This is a genomic window from Pseudomonas sp. R11-23-07 (assembly GCF_003852295.1).
In the GTDB taxonomy this organism is placed as follows: domain Bacteria; phylum Pseudomonadota; class Gammaproteobacteria; order Pseudomonadales; family Pseudomonadaceae; genus Aquipseudomonas.
Map to the genome: position 1 here is coordinate 3,710,364 of NZ_CP027761.1, position 23,736 is coordinate 3,734,099.

Consider the following 23,736-nt stretch of genomic DNA (forward strand, 5'->3'; position numbering starts at 1 on the left):
CGCGACTGTTTGTCGACGGTTTTCATTAAAAACCAGTTCATTGATTTATATAGGTATTTATTAATTCAAACGATTGGCACGAATCTGGCTCTAACCCACTCACGCAGGTCAAGCGATGACAAGACGTGTGGCAGTGCCCTGGGCTTATAACCCGGCGTAAAGCGGTCTAAACTGTTTCCAATGTTTTACGGAACTGAAGGAACAGTAAGACGCTTGGCACTTGCCACTCTCATCCCGCCTGTAAGACAGTCATGTGCTTAGAGGCCGCCTACGTATGAAAACACCGACCCAGACCAACGCAATTGACTTTGACAGTGCCAAATTGCAACGCCTGGGGTTTGGTCAGCCGTCCCTTCGCCCCCATCGCCCCGCCACCCTCGGTCAGCTTCGCCAGCAACTGAACCAGCAATTGCAGACCAGCCTGGAACCGGAACGCATCCTCGGCTTGTTCTTCCGTGAAGTGCAACGCCTGGTGCCGCTGGACGCCCTGCAATACCGCTACGCGATCAGCGACCTGCGCCTGGAGTTCGGCCATCGCGGCCATCATTCGGTGAGCTACACCTTGAGCCATGAGGGCGAACACTTGGGCGAACTGGTGTTCCGTCGCAACCAACGCTTCCTCGAAGAGGAACTGGGCCAGCTCGAGTCCCTGCTCGCAACGCTGCTCTATCCAATGCGCAACGCCCTGCTCTACCGCGCCGCCACCCGCAGTGCCCTGCGCGATCCTTTGACCGAAACCGGCAACCGCGTGGCCATGGACCAGACCCTGCAACGGGAAATTGACATGGCTCGGCGCCATATGCACCCGCTGTCCCTGTTGATGCTGGACATCGATCACTTTAAGAAGATCAATGACACCCATGGTCATGCCGCCGGCGACAGCGTATTGCGCGCCGTGGCCGCAGCGATCAAAAGCCAGTTGCGCAACGTGGACATGGTGTTTCGATTCGGCGGGGAAGAATTTCTGATCCTGCTCTCCAACACCGGGCGCGATGCGGCGCGGATGGTCGGCGAGCGCCTGCGCCAGGCGGCACAAGCCCATGATTACTGGGTGGAGGGTACGCGGGTCGACTTGACGGTAAGCCTTGGCTGTTCGACGTTATTGGCGGCCGAGTCGGCGGAAAGCCTGCTGCGCCGGGCCGACAATGCCTTGTACGTGGCCAAGCGCGAAGGCCGCAACCGCTTGGCAATGGCGGGGTAAAACCCCGCCATCACAATGCCAGTCAGTTAACAGATGGCGCAGGTAATCGGTAACTTGTGGCGAGGGAGCTTGCTCCCGCTGGACTGCGTAGCAGTCCCTTCTTTTTGAACAAACAACAGGGCCGCTGCGCGCCCCAGCGGGAGCAAGCTCCCTCGCCACAGTACCGCGATCCTTCTTAAGTGAGTGGCATCAGCCATCACGGGTGCATCACGCCTCGCTGGCGACGCGCGCCTGGCGCTCACGAACGAGTACGGGCGCCTTTTCTTTCTCTTGCTCCAGGCGCATGCAGCTTTCCAGGAACAGGTACATATAGTCGTAGCTCTTGCACACCGCCTGGCGCAACTCCACCTGCAGAGCCGCGCTCGGGTTCGTGCCGGCCAGGGTGCAGATGATTTCCAGGGCTTCCCAAGGGTGCGCGTCATCATACTGGGCGTGCATCTTCAGCCACTTCATCGCGCGCTTGCGTTCTTCCTCCGGGAAGGCGGCGGCATACACGCCGGTGGAACAGACCACGGCAGACCACTCCCCAGTGGCGCCCTCGATGGCATAGTTGGTGGCGGCAATCGCAACGATCAACGAATCCGCCGAACTGGTGTGCCAGCACCAATGACTCAATGCGTGCAACTCCGGGGGCACGTCCTGTGCCTGCAGCTCTTCGAGACTGACGCCGTGGGCACGCGCCCAATGCACCCAATAATCGGCATGGTTCAATTCCACGCGGATATTGCGCATCAGCCAACGACGCGCCATGTCCTCCCCCGGATGGCGGGCAAACTTGGTCTTGGTGAGGTTCTGTGCCATGTACAAGGCGAACTGCTCCACCACGGGCCAGCCACCGATCAGGTAGTGGCGCATGGTCTTGGCGCTGAGCGTGTTATCGCGCATGCGTTGGTACAGTTCGTGTTCGACAACCCGACGCTTGCTCTCGCTACAGTCCAGGATCAATTGCTGCGCCCAGGCGGGGTAACTCGAGGCTTCCATAAGCGGGCCGGTTCTGTTGAAGGTGTCGATCACTGTAGGGCTCCTTTTTAAGTGTGATGTACAGACCAGCAAAGTTTCAGCGGAATGTGCCGGGCGCCTTGAATAACAGGGGCTGCGGCCGCGCAGGTCGGCACTGCAGGCTATCGAAGGTAAACAATTGCGGACGTTCGATCAGATAGCCCTGAGCGTAGTCCACGCCTATCTCAAGTAATGCCTGTTCGATCTGCGACGTTTCAACAAACTCGGCGATAGTGCGCTTACCCATCACATGGCCTATGTGATTGATCACTTCGACCATGGCGCGGTTAATCGGGTCGTCCAGCATATCCTTTACGAAACTTCCATCGATCTTCAGGAAGTCTACAGGTAAATGTTTGAGATAGGCGAACGAGGACATTCCGGCACAAAAGTCATCCAGGGAAAAGTGGCAACCTAACGCTTTGAGTTCATTAATAAAACGAATGGCACTGCCTAAATTGGCGATAGCGCTTGTCTCGGTTATTTCAAAACAAATCATTTCCGGAGGGATGTTGTAAGTGCCGAATTTCTCACGTAAAAAACCAAGAAAATCGTCATCGCCAATGGTTATTCCTGACAGATTAATCGCACACATGGCCATAGGTCGGCCCGGACGCTCGTGCATGCAACGCGCGATGATCTTGAAGACGTTCTCCACCACCCACCGGTCCAGGGAAGTCATCAAGCCGTAACGCTCGGCCGCCGGAATAAAACTGTCGGGCAGAATGATTCGCCCCGCCTCGTCGTGCAGCCGCAGGAGAATTTCGATGTGCCCATTGCCCGCTTCGGTATGGCCCAGAGGCGAGATTTCCTGGGAGTACAGGCAAAAACGATTCTCTTCCAACGCCATGTGCAAGCGCTGTACCCAGGCCATTTCGCCAAAGCGCAGGGACAGCTCCGAGTCATCGGCGTGATACACCTGCACTCGGTTACGCCCCTTTTCCTTGGCCATGTAGCACGCCATATCGGCGGCGCGCAGGGACGTTTCCAGGGTGGTCGGGGTGTGTGAGATATGCACCAGGCCGATGCTGACGGTGGTCATGAACGGCCGGCCCTTCCACACGAAATGCAGGTTCTGCACGGTATGACGCAGGCTCTCGGCGATCTTCTCGGCCACTGGCGCCGGGCAGTTCTCCAGGAGGATGCCGAACTCATCGCCGCCCAGCCGCGCCAGGGTATCGCCTTCGCGCAAGTCCGATTGCAGCAGCGCGCAAATGTGCCGCAGCAACTCGTCGCCCGCAGCGTGGCCGCAGGTGTCATTGACCAGTTTGAACTGGTCCAGGTCGAGAAACATCAAGGCATGGCGGCCGTTTTGCTGGCGTGTCACCTGCTGCAGTACCTGCTCCAGGCGGTATTCGAATTCACGCCGGTTGGCCAGGCCAGTCAAGGCATCGTGGGTCGCCTGCCAGGAAAGATTGGCGATGTACTGGCGCTCCTGGGTCATGTCATGCAGCACCAGCACCGCGCCACTGACCTTGCCGGCGCTGCGAATCGGCGCGCCCACCAGGGTCACGGAAACGGTGCTGCCGTCCAGGCGCTGGATCAACTTGGAATGTTCACTGCCGCCACTGAGTTCGCCCTTGATGATGTGCTCGATCAGGGTGAAACCATCCGGTTCCGCGTTTTCATCCAGCAACTTGAACAACGCCGCCAGCGGCAGGCCTTGGGCCTGGGCCGACTGCCAGTGGGTCAGCGCTTCGGCGGCGGGGTTCATGTAGGCAATCGCACCGTCCACGTCGGTGGTGATGACACCGTCGCCAATCGACTCCAGGGTAATCTGCGCCCGCTCCTTCTCCGCCTGCAGGGCATCGGCAAACGCGTGACGCTGGGCCAGCAACTTGTGCGTGCGCAGCAACGCCAGCACGATCAGCCCCAGGGCCGTGGCCAAATTGGTGATCAACAACAGGCGCAGGATCATCCGCGACCCTTCACCCAAGGCATCACTGAACGCCTTGGCCGCCGGTGTCACACCTTCGTTGATGGCCGTGATGCGCGCCTTCCACAGGCGCACATCGTCAGCATTGACCCGATCGGCAGTAACGGCGCCATGCATTGCCTGGGCGAGGTCGTCCAGCTGCAACAAGTAGCCGTCGCCCACCGTCCAGAGTTCGATGGCTTTTTCCAGGTAACTGAAATGGCGGAAGTTGAGGTACAGCCAGATCAGGCTGGAGACGTCGTCCGGGTGGTTGCCACCCTTGATGATGCCCTGGCGTGCGGCGGGGATATCCGGGGTGGGACGGTCCAGCGCAACGCGCAATTCATGCCCGCCCTGGGGCACGGCAATCGCTTGCTGATATTTGAGGTAAGTGGCGGCTTCGCGGTTATCGGCGTAAAGGGTCAGGTAGTAGATGGCGTCCTTCTGGCCCTTGGACCACAGACTTTCGCCAGCCACATAGCCACGCACCGCCGAGAGCACGTAGAGACTGACGCAGCCTAACAATGCCTGGAACAGCACGACGGCAATGAAGGGCCAGACAATGCCCAGCAACCGTGGCGTTCCGAGAGTCCGCTTTTGCTTCATGAAGTCCCTTGCACATGCACAGCTCAATACGCACGCGAAAATCCGCTCCCGGTCGCACAACCTAAGCTAAATCACCGCACTTGTTGCAAGTGTCCATACAATTTGGCGTACAGCCCCCCGTCGGCAATCAATTGCTGATGGTCGCCATCCTCGGCGATACGCCCGCCATCGAACACCAACACCCGATCCGCCTGTTTCACCGCTGAAAGGCGGTGGGCGATGATCAGTGTAGTACGCCCGCTGAGAAACCGCGCCAGTGCCTGGTGCAGGTTGTACTCGGTGGCCGCGTCCAGCGCCGAGGTGGCTTCATCCAGGATCACCACCTTGGGCTCGGCCAGCACCATGCGCGCGATGGCCAGGCGTTGCCGCTGGCCGCCGGAAAAGCGCACGCCAGAGCGACCCACTATGCTGTCCAGGCCCAACGGCAATGCCTTGACGGTCGCCTCCAACTGGGCGATTTCCAGTGCCTGCCAGCACGCCTGATCCGTACGCTCGCGGCCCATTGTCAGGTTGGCGCGCACGGTATCGTTGAACAGTGCCGGGTGTTGCAGCACCACCGCGACGTTTTCGCGAATGGTCGCCAGGCCGATGTCCTGCTGGGTCGCGCCGCCAAAACGGATGCTGCCGGCCTGGGGTGTGTAGAGGCCCAGCAACAGTTGCACCAGGGTACTTTTGCCGCCGCCGCTGGCGCCGACAATCGCCACCTTCTCCCCCGGCGCGATGGCCAGGTTCAATTGGTCGAGCACCAGGTCATCGCCGTAGCCGAAGTTCAGGCCGCGCACGTCGATGCCAACGGTTGCACGCCCGGTGAACGGATCGCTCCCCCCGGCGTACTGCGGCTCGTCGGCGCGGGCCAGCAGCTCGTTGATGCGCGTCAACGCGCCGCCTGCCGCGTAGTAGGCATATTGCAGGTTCAGCAATTGCTCCACCGGGCCGATCATGAACCACAGGTAGCTGAACACCGCCAGCATCTGGCCGATGGACAGGTCGGAAAACAGCACGGTGAGCATCGCCGCTGCGCGAAAAATGTCGATGCCGAACTGGAACAGCAAGCCACTGGCACGGCTGGACGCGTCGGTTTTCCATTGCGAGTGAATGGCGTAGTCGCGCACTTCCTGGGCACGCTGGCCCAGGCGCCCGAGGAAAAAGCCCTGGCGGTTGCCGGCGCGCACTTCCTGGATGGCGTCCAGGGTTTCGGTCAGCGCCTGGGTGAAGCGCGAGGTGCTGTCGTTTTCCAGTTTCTTCAAGTGTTTGACGCGCTTGCCCAACTGCACCGTGGCGTAGATCACCAGCGGGTTGAACAGCAGGATCAGCAGCGCCAGTTGCCAGTGCATCCACACCAGGATGGCCGAGGTGCCAACCAGGGTCAGCATCGCCACCAGAAAGCGGCTGAGGGTTTCGCCGACGAATTTGTCCAGTGTGTCCAGGTCGGTGACCAAGTGGGTGGTCACCGTGCCGCTGCCCAGGCTTTCGTATTCGCCGAGGGAGATGCGCTTGAGCCGCTCGATCAGCCGCACGCGGATGCGGTAGACGATGTCCTTGGCCAGTCGCGCAAACAACCGCGCCTGCACCACGTTGAACACCAGTGCGCCGCAGCGCAGGACCAGGGTGATCACCAGCATCAGGCCGATATAGCCGGCGGCCTGCTGCCAGCCCAGCGGCAAGGCGTGGTTCATCACCTTGAGCGCGGCATCGCCACGGCCCAACAGCACTTCGTCGACCAACAGCGGTAACAGCAACGGGATGGGTACGCTGCACAAGGTCGCGAGCACGGCCACGCTGTTGGCGATCCACAGGGATTTCCTGTGGCGCAGGGCCAGGCGGCGAATTTCCGCCCAGGTCAGGCGGTCGGTGCGCTTGGGTTCAGGCGTGTCGGGCTGATCATGCACAGGTGGCGCGCTCCAGCCATCGCCCCAGCAATGGCGACAATTCGGACAAGGGCTGGTAGCCATTGGTCAGCAGCGCCAACTGGCCATTGCGCTCGGCCAGCAAGGTCGGGAAGCCCGCGATGCCCAGGTCCTGTACCCAGGTGAAATCGGCGGCCGTGGCCGCGTGCTGTTCGGCGCGGTCGAACTCGCCGGCAAACTCGATACGCGGAATACCGGCCTGCTCGGCCAGCTCCACCAGCACATGGGCAGAGGTGACGTCACGGCCTTCTACATAGAACGCGTGCTGGATCAGCCCAAGCAGCTTCCAGGCGCAATCGGGCGCCAGGCTGCGCGCCGTGACGATGGCGCGGCACGCAGGCTCGGTGTCATAGACAAACCCATCGGGCAGCGCGCCTTCGCGCTTGAACGGCTGGCCGGTGGCGTCAGTCACCGCCTGCCAGTGCTCGAGGATATAGCGCCGGGTGTTCGGCTCCAGCGCCGCGCCGCTGCCGGTGCGCAAGCCGCCCACCACCAGGTGCAACTCCACACCGCCCGCCCGGGCCTGCTCAACCAGCGCCTGCGCCACCGGGGCAAAGCCCCAGCACCAGGAACACATCGGGTCCATCACATAGAGCAGGCGCGCGGGCATGGTTCAAGCCTCGGAAGGGGTTTGCTTGTAGTTGAAGCCAATCGGGTGCGGCATGTTGCGGGCCTTGGCCAGTTCGATCTGCTTTTGCCGGTCGATGGCGCTGCGACGGGTTTTCTCCGGCAGCTTATCCCAGCAATGCGGGCAACTGATGCCGGCCACGTAGTGCTCGGACGTGCGGTCTTCGACGCTGACCGGTGTGCGGCAGGCATGACATTGATCGTAGTCGCCTTCGCTCAAGTCGTGGCGCACCGTCACGCGATTGTCGAAAACAAAGCAGTCGCCCTGCCACTTGGTCTCTTCCTGCGGCACTTCTTCGAGGTATTTGAGGATGCCGCCCTTGAGATGATAGACCTCGTCAAAGCCCTCACTGAGCATATAGCTCGAGGCTTTCTCGCAGCGAATGCCACCGGTGCAGAACATGGCGACTTTCTTGTGCCTGGCCGGGTCGAAGTTGGCTTTGATGTAGTCGGGAAATTCGCGAAAACTGGTGGTTTTCGGGTCGATCGCGCCTTCAAAGGTGCCAATCGACACTTCGTAGTCGTTGCGGGTGTCGATCAACAGCACTTCGGGGTCGCTGATCAGCGCGTTCCAGTCCTTTGGGTCGACGTAGGTGCCGACCTGTTTGTTCGGGTCGACGCCGTCGACGCCCAAGGTCACGATTTCTTTCTTGAGCTTGACCTTGGTGCGGTAGAACGGCTGCTCGTCGCAGTACGACTCTTTGTGGTCGATGTCGTCCATGCGTGGGTCGTTCTTCAGCCAGGCCATCAGGCCATCGATGCCTTCGCGGCTGCCGGAAACGGTGCCGTTGATGCCTTCTTCGGCGATCAGCAACGTGCCTTTGATGCCGTTGTCGACCATCGCCTGCAACAGTGGCTCGCGCAGGGCAACGTAATCTTCAAGGGTGACGAACTTGTACAGTGCCGCCACGACGATAGGTTGGGTCATGGGTGTTCTCTCCAGGTGGCTACCCTCGTAAAGGGTGAACCGGATAAAAAAACGCGCCGGCCAGGCGGCGCGGCGCGCATTCTAGCAAAACCACGCCGCCGCCGCATCGACACACAGCCGCTGATATTGCCTCAACATCCTGGCGGCGATCGACTTCAGCGGTGTGGGTTGCGTACGCCCTCCACTCGGTACTTCTGGCCGCCGAGGTGTTTGAACATCAAACGATAGGCACTGCGACCACGAGAAGCGGCGTAACCGTGCAAGTCAGCAGACCACAGTTGATCTCTGTGGAGATGCCAATGAACCGCGCCAAAACGCCCTTCCTGCAAATGACTGAGGGTAAGGGCGATACTGCGGTCCTCGCGGCTCGACGAACTGATATCTCCAAGCACCTCGGTATCGATCTGCATCCGTGGAGCAGCGCCTCTTATCGCCCTCGGCACCCTCATCGGCAGTTGGGCCTGCGCTTGCCGACCACCGCGTGCGCGACTGGAACCGGCAACCTGTGTCGTCGCCCCCACCTCAAACGTGCTTGCCCCCGCCTGCTGACCGACAGCGGCAGCGGACTCACGCCCTGGTCTTCGCAGCAGTGCCGCGCCATAGCCCATGCGTTTCAACTCAGGCATCGGGTTACGACTGTCCATCAGTACGCCCTCGACGCCCCCCGATTCACCCACAGGCCCCGCATAGCCATAGATGGCCCCTTCCGATGCATGGAGGTAAAGGGACATGCCTCCCTCGGCAGGGCGGCGCGCATAGGCAAAATTCACCAGCCGCTCCGTTTCTTCGTGACTCAACCGTGCCTGCTGCGCCAACTTGATCGCCAGCTCTGAAATATCCCTGGCGAATTGTTCTTCCACTTGTTCGGCGGCCCTTGCCACGGCCTGCGGTTGCATTTGCAGATAGGCATTCAGGCGACTGGTACCAAACAGTACACCGCCCACCAGAGCCCCGATGGAAGCCCCCACCGTCGCATTCCCAAGCAGCGCCCCCACGCCCAGGCCCAGCAAGACCAAAAGCAGGAGGATTACAGTACCGCCCTGTATTTGGGTATTTTCCACATCGGCCGGCAGCAGCCCCATTGAATCAACGAATGTGATCGGGTTGTTGAACGCCATGAGATAGGGATTCAACTCTGCCCCGTCCCCTAGGGGGTCGGGGCTTATCCAGCGCTGTAACCAAGGGGCGTAGTAGCGGAAACCGTAGTAATACAAGCCGTTGCTGTCACGCTCTTTGCCTGAATATCGGCGCGTCTTGCAGCGACCCTCCACCTCGCTGCGCGATGCCCACCACGCCGTCCCTCCATAGGGAAAATAACTCTCCTGGCTCAATAACTCTGCCTGTTCGCCCAACTCCAGCCCATGACTCGATTGCTGATCCGTCAGGCAAAAGCGCAGGGTTGCATCGGCTGCTCCCTCATCGAGCCCCAGCTCCCATTGCAAGACCTCAACCGTGCACCGCTCCACTTCAAGACGCACAACATTCAGCCGGCGCAACGGTCGATGGCGAATTTCCAGGCCTGGCAGGTAATACACACGCGCCGTCTGCCGACTGCCGGCGACCTGCCGGTGCGTGAGCTTGAGCGCGCGCTGGCCGTCGCCTGCGTACACATAGGCCTCCTCATCCGGGTCCCCCTCCTCTCGCAGAATCGTCGTGACCTTGGTCAACTGATTACGCACGTTCCACGCCATCGGCAGGCCACGCCCCAGCTGTTGCTGATTGCCATTGGCATCAAAACCCTGCGCCCACTCGTCAACCGGATGCTCGCTCGACAACGCACGATTACTGCCAGTTGCGACCTGCATGTCGCGGGTATAGCCGACACCACTGGATGGCACATGGCGCAGGCGGGTCAGGTTGCCCCCCTCGTCATAGGCATAGTGCTGGGTATAGTTGCGCCATAAACCGGTGTCGGTCGAACCGAACGAAATACGCGCGGGCAGTGCCGGGCCGATGGCGGCGGCAGTACTTTCCCGGCCTGTGGCCTGGGTCAGTTGGTACAGCGAGTTGTACTCATAGCGACAGGAGGCATCTACTTGCGTGTTGTGGCTCCACCTGGTCGGTTGTGCCTGATCCTGCAGGCTTGAAACATTTCCCACGGGATCATAGTCGTAGCTCAAATCCTGTAGCGGCGCCGCCCGCTCGTTTTTGCGGTACGCCATCAGCCGACGCATACGGCCATCCTCGGCCCGATAGGTGGCCAGGCTACTCACGCCATTGCCCAGCAGGGCCGTCTCCACCTGGCCGGCGGCAGTGTAGACGTAGCCCTCTACCACGGTCTTGCGCGTACCACTCTTCAAGGTGAGGTGAATATTTTTCGCCTGCCCGTCCAGCCCATAGGCGAACTGTCGGGCATTGCCCTTGGCGTCGAGCTGTTCCACCGTGGTGCCCAGGGCGTCAAACGCCCAGCGTGTGGTGTAAAGCTCAGGTTGCAGTTGCTGGTCCTGATCGGCCGGGGCAAGCGGCCAGTCAACAGTGCCCGGGGCCTCGCGAAACCGCCGGGTTTGGCGCAGCACCTGCCCGGTCATTCCATAGGCGTCGAACACCTGCGTGCCCGCCGGGTCGGCATGGCGTACCAGGCGGCCACTGCGGTTAAGTGCGCGGTGCTCAGGCGTTGGCGCGGCATACGCCAGGCGTTCGACACACCGGAGTCGCGCTTCGTCGGCAGTTTGTTCGAACACCGCCACCGGACGCTGCAAGGTGTCGTAGTCGTGGCGCTGATAGGCACCGCGGCCGTCCCAGGCATGCAACAGCTGTCCCGAAGGCGCCGCCAGCATCAGCCGCATGCCGGCGTCCACATCGTTGCTGCGGATCAAGGTACCAGACAGGCTGTACACCGAGGCCTGATTCGCCTCGGTCAACGGTTCGCGCGATTTAAGGGCAGAAAGGCGCGGGTCCCACTGCTCAAGCAAAAGGCCGCTGGCCCCATAGACTTGACGCCTGACACGGGCCGTCGGCGCAGCCTGGGAGGTAGCGCATAGATAAGCGACGCTGCGCACGGTCAATCCACGGGGGTCGAAGGCCGCAAGCGAGGGCGTGTTTCGATGAAGTGAAGCAGACATGATCACATGACCTGAATTGCACAATGGTCAGCAAAGCCTAGGGTCCATGTCTGCACATAGGTGGTATCGGTGTATGGATGCCTCAACCGGCGGGGGCCGACGCAGCCTGTAAATAGCTATGCCTGGCCCCGTTAACCTGCGTGATAGCGTTTTTGATTGCCCGCCGGACCCATCGGCGGGCGTGAAGGAACGTATGAATATGCAAGCCGACAGCAGCTCCTTGCTCGCTCAACTGATTGATCACGCACACCCTCCCGCCCCCGGTCGGGACGATTTCAACACCGCGCTGCAGCGCCTCGACATTCATTCGGTATTCGACATTGTGCGTCTCAGCGAAAAGGCCTTCGCAGAGCAACTGGCCACCTGCAACGATGACGATGCCCACGCGGTATACCGCAAGGCCAAGAGCGCTGCAGCGCAACTGGAAAGGTTGTTTCGCGAACAGCAGGTCTCGTCGCAGCGCCCTACCCTGCGCGCTAAACGCGATGTCGCCGCCGATACCGATGCCACCTACCAGGCCTTGTTCAACGAAAATCGCGAACAGTTCTGCGCCAACGCGTCCATTGCCGCGGTCGATTCGCCGGCTGCCTACCTGCGCGCGCTTTATCTGTTCGCCCTGCAACTGGAACAGAATGCCAAGGGGGCCGACGTGCTCAAGCTGTCCGCCCGGCGTGCAGACCTCAAGGACCTGTTGATCGACCAACACAGCGTTACGGGCCAGGTGCCCATGTTGTCGATCATCAATCAGACCTTGCTCAGCAATATCGCCGACGCCAACGACGCCTACTCGCTGCTGAGCAATACCTGGTACCCGTTTTCGCTGCCGTATCATTTCCACCACCAGCAATGCCGGCTGGGCTTGTCGGGCGACAAGCCGATGTTGGGTGAGTTGAACTATCGCATCAGTCGCCAGTTGCCCCTGGCGGGAGCAACCAGCACTTACGGGCAAGTCGTTACCCGCAACAATGAGGTGCAATGCCTATTATCCGGGCTGAGCCCAGAACAACAGGCCCTGCTGAAAAGAGACTGGGTAACGGCGCAGGGCGCGCCAACCTTCTATCGCACGTACTTCAACTGGACGGCTGAAAAGGGGCCGGAAGACGTCACTGATTTCCTGCAGCATACGCAACTGGATGCCGAACAACTTCAAGCGCTGCTGGCACAGCAGACACAAGCACCGCGCCAATCGCCAAACTGCAAACAGCCCACCGGCCTCACTTACGGTGCCTGTTACATCAACGGCGCGCTTGCATCTGCCCCCACACTCGCGATCAGCCTGAACAAAGACGCCCCCGCCAAGCTGGTCAACGTGAGCCTTGAACGCTTCGACAGGCTGCAACGGATGATTCGCCTGCAGCGCTGGCTCGGCCTGCCTTTCGCGCAACTGGACACGTTGCTGGTCAGCGCGATGCGCTGCGAAGGCGCCAGCAACCGCGCGCTGCTGATCACCCATAACACCCTTCGGGCGCTGGGGGTCTTTTGCTATCTGAGCAAGCGCTACAGCCTGCAAGCCGAAGAGTTTGCCGCCTGGCTCCATCAGTTGCCCGTTCACGGTTCGGGTGAGCGCGTGTCGTTGTTCGATCAGGTGTTCAACCGCGCGGGTTCGGCCCTGCCTGCGCTGTGTCTGGACGAGCAGGCATTCGACGCAACCACCCGGCAACAACTCTGCGCCGCGCTGGGCCTGCAAGACACCCAGGACTCGCTGCAACTGCTGATCGCCGATGAGCCCGAAACCCGCACGGTCGAGACCGTCAGCGCACTCTATCGGCAAGCGCGAATCGCTCGGCTGTTCGGCTTGTCGGTCATGGAATGCCAGCAACTGCTGCAGTTGCCCGGCACGACGCCCTTTCTTACGCAACTGCGTCACCCAACGCTGAGACGCAAGCCGAAGGGCGCGGCTGACTTTCTCGATATGCTCATGCACCTGGAATGGGCCAGCCGTTGGCTCAAGGAGAATGGCAACAGCCTGTCACTGTTGAGGCACCAGCTATTGCTCGATCAGCAGGTCCAGGACCCGGCCATCAACCTGCTGTTGAAAGAGTTCGCGGCCTATGATCAGGCTTCTCTCTCCAAACAGCTGAACCTGCTTGAACTTCCCCAGCAACCCGCTGATGAAGCAGTTCGCTTGCCTGCCGTGGACTGGGAAGCCCTGGCCCTGCAAGTACTGCAACGGATGCGCTCAAACACGAGCATTGAGGTGGCGGTCGAGCAAGCGCTGTCCGCCATTGCCATCAGCACGGACGCTAATCGCACAACCTACTATATCGAGAGAGCCAAACCCAAGCTTCGTACCCTGATGGAGACGGTGCGTAATGAGTTCTGGGCGCTGTATCTACGCCTCAAAGAGATCATCCGCGCCGTACCCCAGCTGCCAGGCGATGCCAACGGTCATCAAAAATATGACAACCATTTCCTGCGCTTGCACGCGCCTGCAGCCCCACCCCTGCAAACCCTCGGCTATCTGATATTGCTGCTCCCCCACGCCGTCGATGTTCTGCAATTGCCGCTCAGCCGCCAGGCGCTTGATCAGTTTCTGATAAACCCACACTGGCTGGACAATGACTATCAAGCGTCTTCGGTCCTTGAACTGACCCCGCACACCCTCTACCTCATTCAGCAGTTCAACCATTGCATTGAGCGTTTTGGCCTGACGGAAGGGCAAATTCTCGATTACTTCGGACAGGCCAACGCGCGGCCCAATCGCGCGGCACAACACAACACTGAAGAAACCAGCGAGCATCTCGCCCGACTTTTTGGCTGGAGTGCCAGCGAAATAACCGTCTTCAGCAGCCAACTGAACCCTCCACGCATTACCTCCATGGATCGCCTGGACTGGCTGCTGCGCTGCCGCCAAGCCAGCACTGCAACCGGCCTGTCGGCCACCCTGCTGATTGCAGCCAGCCAACTTGAAACCAACTCGACGTTCGCTCAATGGAAGGCCGTCGGTGAGGCGCTCACGAGTGCCCATGCCTCTCCCGTCAACACGCCTTTACCTACCGACCTGCTCAAGGACTGATCATGTCTCACTCGCTTGACCAACAGCTTAATGAAAGCCTGCGCGACGCCATGCTCGCGTACTACCTCACCCATAAAGTGCCTGATGCGCTTAAGGCAACCATCGGCAATGCCGATGACCTTTATGCGTATTGGCTACTCGACGTACAAGTCAGCCAAGCCGTGCCAACCAGCCCGGTAGCCTGTGCCATTTCCAGCCTGCAGCAATACATCAGCCGCATTGAACTGGGCCTGGAGCCGGGCTATGCCCATCAGGGCATGACCGCGCAACAAAACAAGATCTGGCGCGAACAGTTGCACACCTACCCGCTGTGGAGTGCCAGTCAGCAATTGCACTACCACCCGGCCAACTATCTGGACCCGACGTTACGACGGAACAGGACCGACAATTTTCACCAGTTGCAAAACGACCTCAGCCAATACCGAATTCAAGCGGACACCGTCACCACGGCGGTTCAGCAGTATCTGGCCAGGTTCGAGGAAACCGCCAACATACGCACACTCAACGGCTATATAGACGCCGACTTGAACAACCTGCACAGCGGCACCTATTACTTCGTCGGTAAATCCACCTCCGAGAACACCTATTACTGGCGCTCGCTGGACCTGTCCAGGCGCTCCGGCGCGGTGCTCTTGCAGGACGCCTGGTCAGACTGGAAAAAAATCAACCTGTCGGTCTCCGACGCCACCGCCGAGCAAAGTATCCGGCCGGTGTACTTCAATAGCCGGCTATTTTTCATCTGGGCCGAGTGCATCAAACCCACCCCGTCCAGTTCGTTCAAGCCGGCGCGATCGGATTCGGAGGAAAAGGAAGATCTGGCCGATTGGATCAACACCCACTACGTCAAATTCCGGCTCAATTTTTCGTATAAGAAGCATGATGGCAGTTGGAGCGTGCCTCAGGCGTGCATTGAGCAATATTGCGCCACCGAAGACGTTAACGCATCCAGTTCGGAGCTGCTCAAAGGCATTACGCAAACGGTGGCAATCGTCGACAGCAAGAGCACGCCCGTGCTTTTTTTAAGTGTGCTCGCTACCAGCCGTAAAGATCCTAAACAGCAGGATAATTTCATTGGCAGGTTTTTCCAGGCCGTCCATATCGACCAGTCCTTCACTATCACCACCGTCGCCGATGGCGGCAGCCCCGGACGCTATAGCGTGCTGCCCGGCTCAGCGCTGGCCGAAGAAATAAACCGGCTGATGGAACCCTTCGACCCGTCCCAGAAGACCGAAGTACAGGCCATACTCAAGGGCGAGGTGCAGAGCACTAACGGGTATTACAGCGAATTGCTGCCTGACAGCGCCCGGCAGTTTCTCACGCTCTTCGCTCACAAGAACCAGGGCAACTCGCAGTTTAAAATAGCGCCCAAAGCCGACTACGAAATTACTATCGCGTCGCAAATGATTTTCACAGAAAACGACCATTGGAATTTTGAAAAAAAACAGACAAACATAAAAAACACCGATACCACTGACGTTTCTTTCGATTCAAACACTCAGGAACTTGTGTTCTCTTCTACTCTCAGTGGCCGTTTCCAGCACCAGTACGCCGTCACCTTAGACAAACAGCGGGATGTCACTATCAAGCTGATGACCCGTGATGCGCTGGATGACCCCAAAGCCACTCAACTTAAATTGAGCAAGGGCTCTATGATCAGCGGTGCCTCCACAAAGCAGAGAACTGAGTACTGCGCACTGTATTTTAAAAATTCGACCACCCATGAGGAATTCCCTAACGCTGTATGTGATGCTGACGGCGCACTGTTTACCCATCGAACAGACGCGCAAAACAACCTTTTGTTGGACGGTAACTATGTCGACAAAAACGCTTTCGTAAATCTATACACACACAAACAGTTCCATATCAACCTCGACCGTTATCACGTCTACACCAGTCCAGAGGATAATAAAAACAAGCTGCATTCGGAAAACACACTGATAGTCCAAAAGGCAAACGTGACCACGCCCAACTTACGCGCCTATAAACACGTCATCATGAGTGCGAACTTCAAAGACTACCCATTCACCGAAAACATCACTGCCAACTCTCATCGCATCATCAGTTTCCAGGACACCGCTCACGAAAGCCTCACCGGGTCCAGTCCCGAATTGCCTGAGGGGCATCGGGTCACGACGCGCATTCCGGTGACGCAGGCGCAGATGAAGTCCGGTTTCACCCTGCTACATGGGGTGGTGACGCTTGAGCCTGGCGAAGGCGGCGCGAAAATCCTCGGCTATGCATTGAATACGGCCACCCTGACGCTGACCACACCTGTTTCTGACCCCACGCCCAACCCGCAACTGGCGCCGACGATCAAAAGACTCGAATCGGGCGAACTCGGCACCGCTGAATTCATCGACTTTTCCAACAATTCGGCAAGCCTGCCTGCCGACATGCCCGCCACCCTGCGCATGAATACCTGTATTGCCGCCAAGCTGGTCCAGGCGGCCAATGTCAGCCTTGACTATTTGTTCTCGTTAACGCCAGAAACCTGGAAAGAGCCGCCACTCACACCTGGCGGCACAGCAGAAGGCATCGACTTCACGGGTGCTAACGGCAAGTACTTCTGGGAGCTGTTCCTGTACGCGCCCTGGCTGATAGCCCATCGCCTGAATCAGGAGCAACGCTATGCCGAAGCGCAAGCCTGGCTCGGCTATCTGTTCGACCCTGGGCGTGCCGCCGAGGCGTCCAGCAAACGGCCTGCCTTTTGGGGTTTGCGCGAACTGGCCCGTGAAGAACGGCTGCCCGGCTACACCAGCCACGATCCCCACGAACTGGCGATACGCTCACCCGTGCATTTTCGCAAGGCGATCTACCTGTTTTACCTGGATATCCTGCTCAATCGCGGCGATGCAGACTATCGCCAGCTCACCCCGGACAGCCTGACCCAAGCCAAACTCTGGTACACCCGAGCCCAGCATTTCCTTGGCCCACGCCCCAGGGTCAGCATCACTGAACCGTGGGCGCAAATCACCCTTGGCGCGCTGGCCACGCAGGGCTCTGAGGCCCTGGCCAAACTTGAGCAAACCAACCCGACCATCGACGTCAACCTGTCGGTCGAAGGCGATGCACTGCCTTGGCTCACGGACACCGATAATCTGCGCCTGCCTTTCAACGCCGAACTGGTGGCGCGCTGGGACAAGCTCGAAAGCCGTCTGCATAATCTGCGGCACAATCTGGACATCACCGGTAAACCCTTGCACCTGCCGCTCTACGGGGCGCCGCTGTCGCCTCTCAAACTGCTGGCCGCCCAAGGCCAAGGGGCTTTCGGCGAAAGTGGTGCCGCGCCGTTCGTCGACGCGCACGTCGGCCATTATCGCTTCCAGGTCATGTCGGGCCACGCGCTCACGGCCGCCGAAGCGGTGATTCAATTCGGCAGTACGGTGCTGACCCTGATTGAACGCAAGGAACAGGCGGAATATCTGGAGCTACAGCAACAACAGGCGTGGGACCTGGCCAATATCGTCGTGACCCAGCAAACCCAGGCGTTGCAGATCGACGCAAGGAACCGCCAGGCACTCGACGCCAGCCGACGCATGATCGAGTCGCGGATGCACTACTACGCACACCAGCTCACCGAAGGCATCAGCCCCGGCGAATCCCAGGCAGGCTTGCTCTACCTGATCAGCACCGGGTTCGACACCGCCGCTTGCGCCGCCGCCGCAGCGGCCGGCGTCGCGATGGTGGCACCCAATATCTTCGGTACCAGTGTCGGCGGCTCGCGCTGGGAAGGCCCGTTCTATGCCGCCCAAGCCATCGCCCAAGGCGTTGCCACGGCGCTGCGCGGCACCGCCGCAGACTTGGACCGTTCCGAGCAATTCAACCGCCGGGCGCAAGAGTGGGCCCATGCCCAGGAGCAGGCCCGACTCGAACTGGCCCAGGTCGATGCCCAATTACAGGCCTATGCCGAGCAGGAAAAAGCCACGCGCCTGCAATTGCGCCTGGCCCAGACCTCCCTGGCCCAAGCCTGGTCGAACTATCAATTGTTGGCCAAGCGCTTTTCCAAGGCACAGCTGTATGACTGGCTCAACGCTCAGTTGAGCACGTTCTATTACCAAGTCTATGACCTTAGCCTTTCCCTGTGCCGCAGCGCCCAGGCGTGCTGGCAATACGAGATAGCGGACTATGCGCGCACGTTTATCCAGCCTGGCGCCTGGAACAACAACTACCGAGGCTATCTGGCGGGTGAAGCCCTGAAGCTGTCGGTGTTGAACATGAACGCGGCCTATTTGAACCATAACGTGCGGGATCTGGAGATCGTCAAGACCATTTCCCTGCGCCACCGCCTGCACGAGTGCGAGCTCTCCCCCCCCGCAACCGACACCTCCCAGACGCCGCCTCCCACGACTGAAGAGAAGTGGACTGCTCATAAACGACAACTGGTCACTAAAGGCACGCTGTGCTTCAAATTACCCGCAGCACTGTTCGAAGAGGATTACCCCGGGCACATCCTGCGACGGATCAAGGGCATCAGCGTATCGTTGCCCGCGACCCTGGGCCCCTATGAAGACATCAAGGCGATACTGACCCAGACCCGCAACCAAATCGAACTGCCCACCGGCGAGCAGCGCACGGACCGGCGTGCCCATCAGCAAATCGCACTGTCCACCGGGCTGGATGACAACGGCCTGTTCACCCTCACGTTCGACAGCAACGAGCGTTATTTGCCGTTCGAATACACGGGGGCCATCTCCGACTGGACCCTGCAATTCCCCAACCCGAGCGGGCAAAAAGCCGTCCTGGAATCCATCAACGATATTGTTATTCACCTGCGCTACACCGCCAGGGCAGCCGCTGCCAGTGGGGGTCAGGCATGAGCGACGACACTTCCCTGCTACAGGTCAATACCCCGGCCCTGCCCAAAGGCGGTGCGGCCATCCAGGGCACCGGCAAGGGCTGGGGCGATATCGGCTCCAGCGGTACGGCAAGCTTTGAAATTGCCTTGCCGATTTCGCCCGGGCGTGGCTACGCGCCGGCCATGTCGCTGACCTATCACAGCGGCGCCGGTAACGGCCCCTTCGGCCTTGGCTGGGGAGTTCCCCAGCCTGCCGTCAGCCGGCGCACCTCCCATGGCGTGCCTGGCTACACGATGCACGATGTGCTGGTGGGCCCCGACGCGCAAATCTGGCTACCGGAACGCGACGCCGAGGGCGCGATCATCAGCAGCAGCCACGCGGCATTCAATGGTTTGCCACTGCCCATCGCGTATACGGTCACCCGCCACTTCCCCAGGGTCGAGGGCCGCTTCGACCGTATCGAACATTGGCAATCGGCAACCGACACGGCCGGCTTCTGGTTGATACAGGGTGCCGATGGCAGCCAGCACTTTTACGGAAAAACCGCGCTGGCCCGGATTGCCGATCCAGACCAGCCGCACCATGTGGCGCAGTGGTTGTTGCAGGAAAGCCTGAACGCCCACGGCGAGCACATTTATTATCACTACACGAAAGAAACCGACACCGCGCGCTACCCCAGGGACTGCCGCGCCCGGCACTACCTGCAAAGCGTCTGCTACGGCAACTTCACCGCCAGGGAGCAGGAGCAGCTTTACCTCTGGCAGACCGACGATAAACCGGACGTGGGCTGGCACTTCCAATTGCTCTTCGATTATGGCGAACGCGCCCTCGAACTGGATAAGCGCCCGACGTATTTGAAAATCCAGGACTGGCCGGCACGGCCCGACCCCTGCTCGGATTTTGCCTTCGGCTTCGAGTTACGCACCCTGCGCCGCTGCAGCCAGATCCTGATGTTTCACCACTTTCCCAAAGAAACGCAAATGGGTGCCGACCCGGTGCTGGTCCAGCGCCTGCTGCTGGAATACCGCATCTCCTCGCAAGTCAGCCTGTTGAGCGCGGTGCATGAGCAAGCCTTCGACAGCGCGGGCAACAGCGTGAGCCGCCCGCCGCTGGAGTGCCTTTATGAGTCGAGCCAGCTCAAGGTTGACCCTGGCCGCTACCAGGCATTCGCTGCATTGCCCAAGCCGCATGGCGGCGCTCGTTATCAACTGGTGGATCTGTATGGCGAAGGCCTGCCCGGTGTGTTGTACCGCGCAGACAAATGTTGGTATTACCATGAACCGCTCAGGCCGCAACACCCGTGCACCAGCAACGAGGTGACCTACGGCGCGGCCGTGGAGTTGACGCGGCTGCCGGTGGCCGACAGCACCCGGCCCATCCACCAGGCGCTGGCCGATGTGACCGGCGACGGGCGTTTGGACTGGCTGGTGGCGGGGCCCGGGATGAACGGTTTTTTCAGCCTGGACGAACAGCGCAACTGGTCAGCCTATACGCCGTTCGATGCATTCCCGTCGGAGTTCTTCCACCCGCAGGGCACGCTCGCTGACTTGATGGGGGCAGGCCGTCATGATTTTGCGATGATCGGCCCGCGTAGCGTGCGCCTGTATGAACATCGCCGGGCGTCCGGCTTCGCACCCGCCACCGAGGTGCCGCATGGGCCCGACGATGGCTTGCCGGTCATTTCCTCCTCGCCCAACGAACTGGTGGCGTTCAGCGATGTACTCGCCACCGGCCAACAGCATCTGGTGCGTGTCCGGCATAACGAAGTGAAATGTTGGCCGAACCTGGGTCGCGGCCGTTTTGGCCAGGGGTTCGTATTGGCCACGCTGCCGTTGCGTTATCAAACGTTCAACGCGGCGCATGTACTGCTCGTCGACCTCAATGGCGGTGGCGCGGCAGACCTGCTGTATTTGAGCGCCGCTCACCTGAGTATTTTCCTCAACAAAGGCGGCAACGGCTTCGAGACACAAGCGATCAACGTCCCGTGGCCAGATGGCGTGCAATATGACGACCACTGCCAGGTCAGCGTTATCGACGTGCTCGGCCTGGGCTGTCCGAGCCTGATCCTGACCGCTGCCCACCAGAGCTCCATCCACTGGCGCTATGACTTTTTCAGCCACAAGCCCTGGCTCCTCAGGCGCACCGATAACAACATGGGCGCCCAGGCGTTGATCAACTATCGCAGCAGTGCCCAGGAGTGGCTGGACGAAAAACGCGAGCTGCATGCCACGGGTCAGCCTGCAATCAGCCGGTTACCCTTTGCGCTGCTGCTGGTCAGCCAACAAAACCAACGGGACGAGATCACCGGCAACCAACTGACCCAGCGCATGAGCTATCGCCAGGCGTATTACGACCGCCTGGATCGCGAGTTCCGTGGCTTCGGGCTGGTGCTGCAAACCGACACCGAACGCCGCAAGGACGCACGCAACCCGCCAGGTTCCAGCGCACCTTTGCGCAGCAAAACCTGGTTTCATACCGGTCGATCCCTTGACATGCCCACCCTCGACCAAAGCCCTCACGACCCGCAAGCCGAGACTCTCGGGCGCACGCTGGTAAGCCGCTACAGGACGACGGCCCAGGCAGGGCCGCTGGATCATCACGACGACTTGATCAGCGATCCTGCGCCGGCGCTGGCACGCGAGGCGGCCCGTGCACTGAGTGGCAGTGTGCTGCGGGTCGAGGTGATGGCGGCGGACCCCACGGACGACGCCGTGCCCGTGCCCTACTCGGTCAAACACCAGCGGTATCTGGTCCGCGAACTGGCGCCGGCCAGTGCCCATACGCCCTACGCCCGGTTGCTGCCATTAGCCCTGGAGTCGATCAGCTATCAATATGAAGGCGTGGCAGACGATCCCCTCTGCCAGCACCAGATCAACCTGCGCTGGGACGCCTATGGTTGCCTGGCGCATGGCGTGACCCTGCATTATGCGCGCCGTACCACCGCCAGCGATCCGCCACCCGCCGTGCTGGTGAATGAGCACCAACAGCGCTGGTGGCGCGATACCCATGACAGCGCGCAACAGTTCTATTACCTGAGCGAAACGCTGGCACAGCCGATTCACCTGGACGGCGCACAGCAGTGGCGCCTGGCCTTGCCCTACAGCCAACGAGACAACGCCCTGGTGCTCGGCAAAGCGCCGGCGCCTGGCGGGCTGGCCCCCGGGCGCATCACCTATGAACGGTTCATCGACACTCGCGACGGGCCATTGGCCGCAGGGGCTTTGCGCACACTGAGCGGCTTGTCGGTGCAGCGCTACCGGCAGGCCGGTGGCTTAGGTAAAACCCTGGACCCCGGCGTCGCCACAACCCAGGCACTGACCGATTACCTGGAAACCGCCGAGCTGGATGACCAGGCCTTGAAGGTTTACAACGACATCCCGGCCATGCCCAACCAACCCACGGTGGACCTGGTGCAAACGCTCACCGAGAGTGGCTATCGCACCATGGCGATGTTTTTTCTGTTCGACGGCGAGGCGCCGCCCGCGCAAAACCGCCTGTGGTCGATTTGCCGCTACTTTCCCCGTTATGACAAGCCCAGCCGGTTTTGTCGGTTGAGGGCGCTGCAGGCCACCAAGGCCCACGGCGAAACGACCCTTCAATACGACGCCTACACGCTGCAAACCCTGCGGGTGAAAGCCCCCGACGATTGCGTGACCGTAGCCGAATACGACTATCGATTGCTGCTGCCGACAAAAATCGTCGACCCAAACGGCACGGTTCAAGAGGCGCTTTATGACGGTTTTGGACAGTTGCTTGCCAGCAGCTTTCACGGCCATGAACAAAGCCTCAGGGTGGGCTTCGCCGCGCTGGACAGCTACCGTCCGCTCAAGCATGTAACGCCTGGGTCTGCCATCGAACAGGCGCAAAGCGTGTTGCAAGACATGGCCAGCGCGCACTGCTACGCCCCGTTCAGTTGGATGGGCAGCATCGACCCGGCCCAGGTCAAGCCCGAGTGGATTACCAAAGGCTACCTGCTCCCCGGCGGGCATATCCGCATGAGCGCGCGATTGCGCCTGAGTGACGGTCGTCAAACGCTCAGCGACAGCGAAGTACAACTCAAGGCGTTGATCGATGCGGCCAGCCGGACGCCGGTACATGGGCTCGTGCTGCAAGCCGACCGCTACCCCGGCGATGCCGAACGACAGGTGCGCATGACCTTGACTTGCTGGGATGGCTTCGGCCGTTCATTGCAGACCAAGCAGAAGACCGAACCAGGCCCGGCCCATGCGGTCGACGAGAAGGGCGACCTGTTGGTCGACAAGCTGGCGGACGCATCCGGCATCTTGAAGCAGCAGCTGCGCCAAGTGCATGCCGACCCCCGCTGGCGCGTCAGCGAGCGCGTTGAATACAACAACAAGGGCTTGGTCATACGCCTCTACCGCGCCTACTTCGCCAACAGCCACGCCTACGTCAACGATCACTCCATGCGCGAGCTGGGCCACAGCGACCGGCAATTGTATGACCCTCTCGGGCGCCCGACACAGACACTCACCGCAGGAGGATTCATGCGGCGTACCACCTATTGGGCCTGGTACACCGTCAATGAGGATGAAAACGACACCTACGACGAGCTGCACCCCGCCCAGGGTACTGACTGACAACCCCTGAGGGCTGTCGCTATGTAAACAACTTTTGGTAACACGCAAACATGGGCCGCCGCGACGGCCCATCCTTGTGCT

General features: G+C 60.3%; 10 protein-coding genes. 4 read left to right on the top strand and 6 right to left on the bottom strand.

The features are described from left to right. The first annotated feature begins 274 nt into the window (after positions 1-274). Positions 275-1,201, top strand: a complete 927-nt coding sequence (locus C4J84_RS17010; protein ID WP_124363669.1) for a GGDEF domain-containing protein — start codon at positions 275-277, stop codon at positions 1,199-1,201. 207 nt (positions 1,202-1,408) lie between these two features. Here the strand turns inward: C4J84_RS17010 and C4J84_RS17015 are convergent, their stop codons facing one another. The 6 genes from C4J84_RS17015 to C4J84_RS17040 form a co-directional block, all read right to left on the bottom strand. Further along, the gene (locus tag C4J84_RS17015) at positions 1,409-2,182 is read right to left on the bottom strand and encodes a TenA family transcriptional regulator (RefSeq protein WP_372238021.1); all 774 of its coding nucleotides are present in this window, start codon (positions 2,180-2,182) and stop codon (positions 1,409-1,411) included. A 76-nt stretch (positions 2,183-2,258) separates the two neighbouring features. Beyond that, entirely contained in the window at positions 2,259-4,721 is a 2,463-nt protein-coding gene (locus C4J84_RS17020) for an EAL domain-containing protein (RefSeq protein ID WP_124371337.1), read from the bottom strand. Positions 4,722-4,792: 71 nt separating this feature from the next. Next, positions 4,793-6,610 (bottom strand): ABC transporter ATP-binding protein, encoded by a 1,818-nt coding sequence (locus tag C4J84_RS17025; protein WP_124371338.1) that lies wholly within the window; start codon positions 6,608-6,610, stop codon positions 4,793-4,795. Further along, the gene (locus tag C4J84_RS17030) at positions 6,603-7,205 is read right to left on the bottom strand and encodes a DsbA family protein (protein ID WP_177412780.1); all 603 of its coding nucleotides are present in this window, start codon (positions 7,203-7,205) and stop codon (positions 6,603-6,605) included. The genes C4J84_RS17025 and C4J84_RS17030 overlap by 8 nt, the downstream gene beginning before the upstream one ends. Before the next feature lie 36 nt (positions 7,206-7,241). Next, on the bottom strand, positions 7,242-8,183 hold the full coding sequence (locus C4J84_RS17035; protein ID WP_124435781.1) for a rhodanese-related sulfurtransferase: 942 nt from the start codon (positions 8,181-8,183) through the stop codon (positions 7,242-7,244). Between the two features lie 155 nt (positions 8,184-8,338). After that, entirely contained in the window at positions 8,339-11,245 is a 2,907-nt protein-coding gene (locus C4J84_RS17040) for an RHS repeat-associated core domain-containing protein (protein WP_124371339.1), read from the bottom strand. 193 nt (positions 11,246-11,438) lie between these two features. On the opposite strand from C4J84_RS17040, the gene C4J84_RS17045 reads away from it, so the two are divergent. From C4J84_RS17045 to C4J84_RS17055, 3 genes are read left to right on the top strand one after another with little or no spacing between them, the layout of a single operon-like run. Beyond that, the gene (locus C4J84_RS17045; RefSeq protein ID WP_124435782.1) at positions 11,439-14,261 is read left to right on the top strand and encodes a Tc toxin subunit A; all 2,823 of its coding nucleotides are present in this window, start codon (positions 11,439-11,441) and stop codon (positions 14,259-14,261) included. A gap of 2 nt (positions 14,262-14,263) precedes the next feature. Then, the gene (locus C4J84_RS17050; RefSeq protein ID WP_124435783.1) at positions 14,264-19,078 is read left to right on the top strand and encodes a neuraminidase-like domain-containing protein; all 4,815 of its coding nucleotides are present in this window, start codon (positions 14,264-14,266) and stop codon (positions 19,076-19,078) included. Further along, entirely contained in the window at positions 19,075-23,655 is a 4,581-nt protein-coding gene (locus C4J84_RS17055; RefSeq protein ID WP_124435784.1) for a SpvB/TcaC N-terminal domain-containing protein, read from the top strand. The genes C4J84_RS17050 and C4J84_RS17055 overlap by 4 nt, the downstream gene beginning before the upstream one ends. Positions 23,656-23,736: the final 81 nt, after the last annotated feature.

What these genes read in the sequence shown, in the direction of transcription:
- C4J84_RS17010 (WP_124363669.1), top strand. Translation starts at nt 275, where the DNA reads ATGAAAACACCGACCCAGACCAACGCAATTGACTTTGACAGTGCCAAA.
- C4J84_RS17015 (WP_372238021.1), bottom strand. Translation starts at nt 2,182, where the DNA reads ATGGAAGCCTCGAGTTACCCCGCCTGGGCGCAGCAATTGATCCTGGAC.
- C4J84_RS17020 (WP_124371337.1), bottom strand. Translation starts at nt 4,721, where the DNA reads ATGAAGCAAAAGCGGACTCTCGGAACGCCACGGTTGCTGGGCATTGTC.
- C4J84_RS17030 (WP_177412780.1), bottom strand. Translation starts at nt 7,205, where the DNA reads ATGTGTTCCTGGTGCTGGGGCTTTGCCCCGGTGGCGCAGGCGCTGGTT.
- C4J84_RS17035 (WP_124435781.1), bottom strand. Translation starts at nt 8,183, where the DNA reads ATGACCCAACCTATCGTCGTGGCGGCACTGTACAAGTTCGTCACCCTT.
- C4J84_RS17040 (WP_124371339.1), bottom strand. Translation starts at nt 11,245, where the DNA reads ATGTCTGCTTCACTTCATCGAAACACGCCCTCGCTTGCGGCCTTCGAC.
- C4J84_RS17045 (WP_124435782.1), top strand. Translation starts at nt 11,439, where the DNA reads ATGAATATGCAAGCCGACAGCAGCTCCTTGCTCGCTCAACTGATTGAT.
- C4J84_RS17050 (WP_124435783.1), top strand. Translation starts at nt 14,264, where the DNA reads ATGTCTCACTCGCTTGACCAACAGCTTAATGAAAGCCTGCGCGACGCC.
- C4J84_RS17055 (WP_124435784.1), top strand. Translation starts at nt 19,075, where the DNA reads ATGAGCGACGACACTTCCCTGCTACAGGTCAATACCCCGGCCCTGCCC.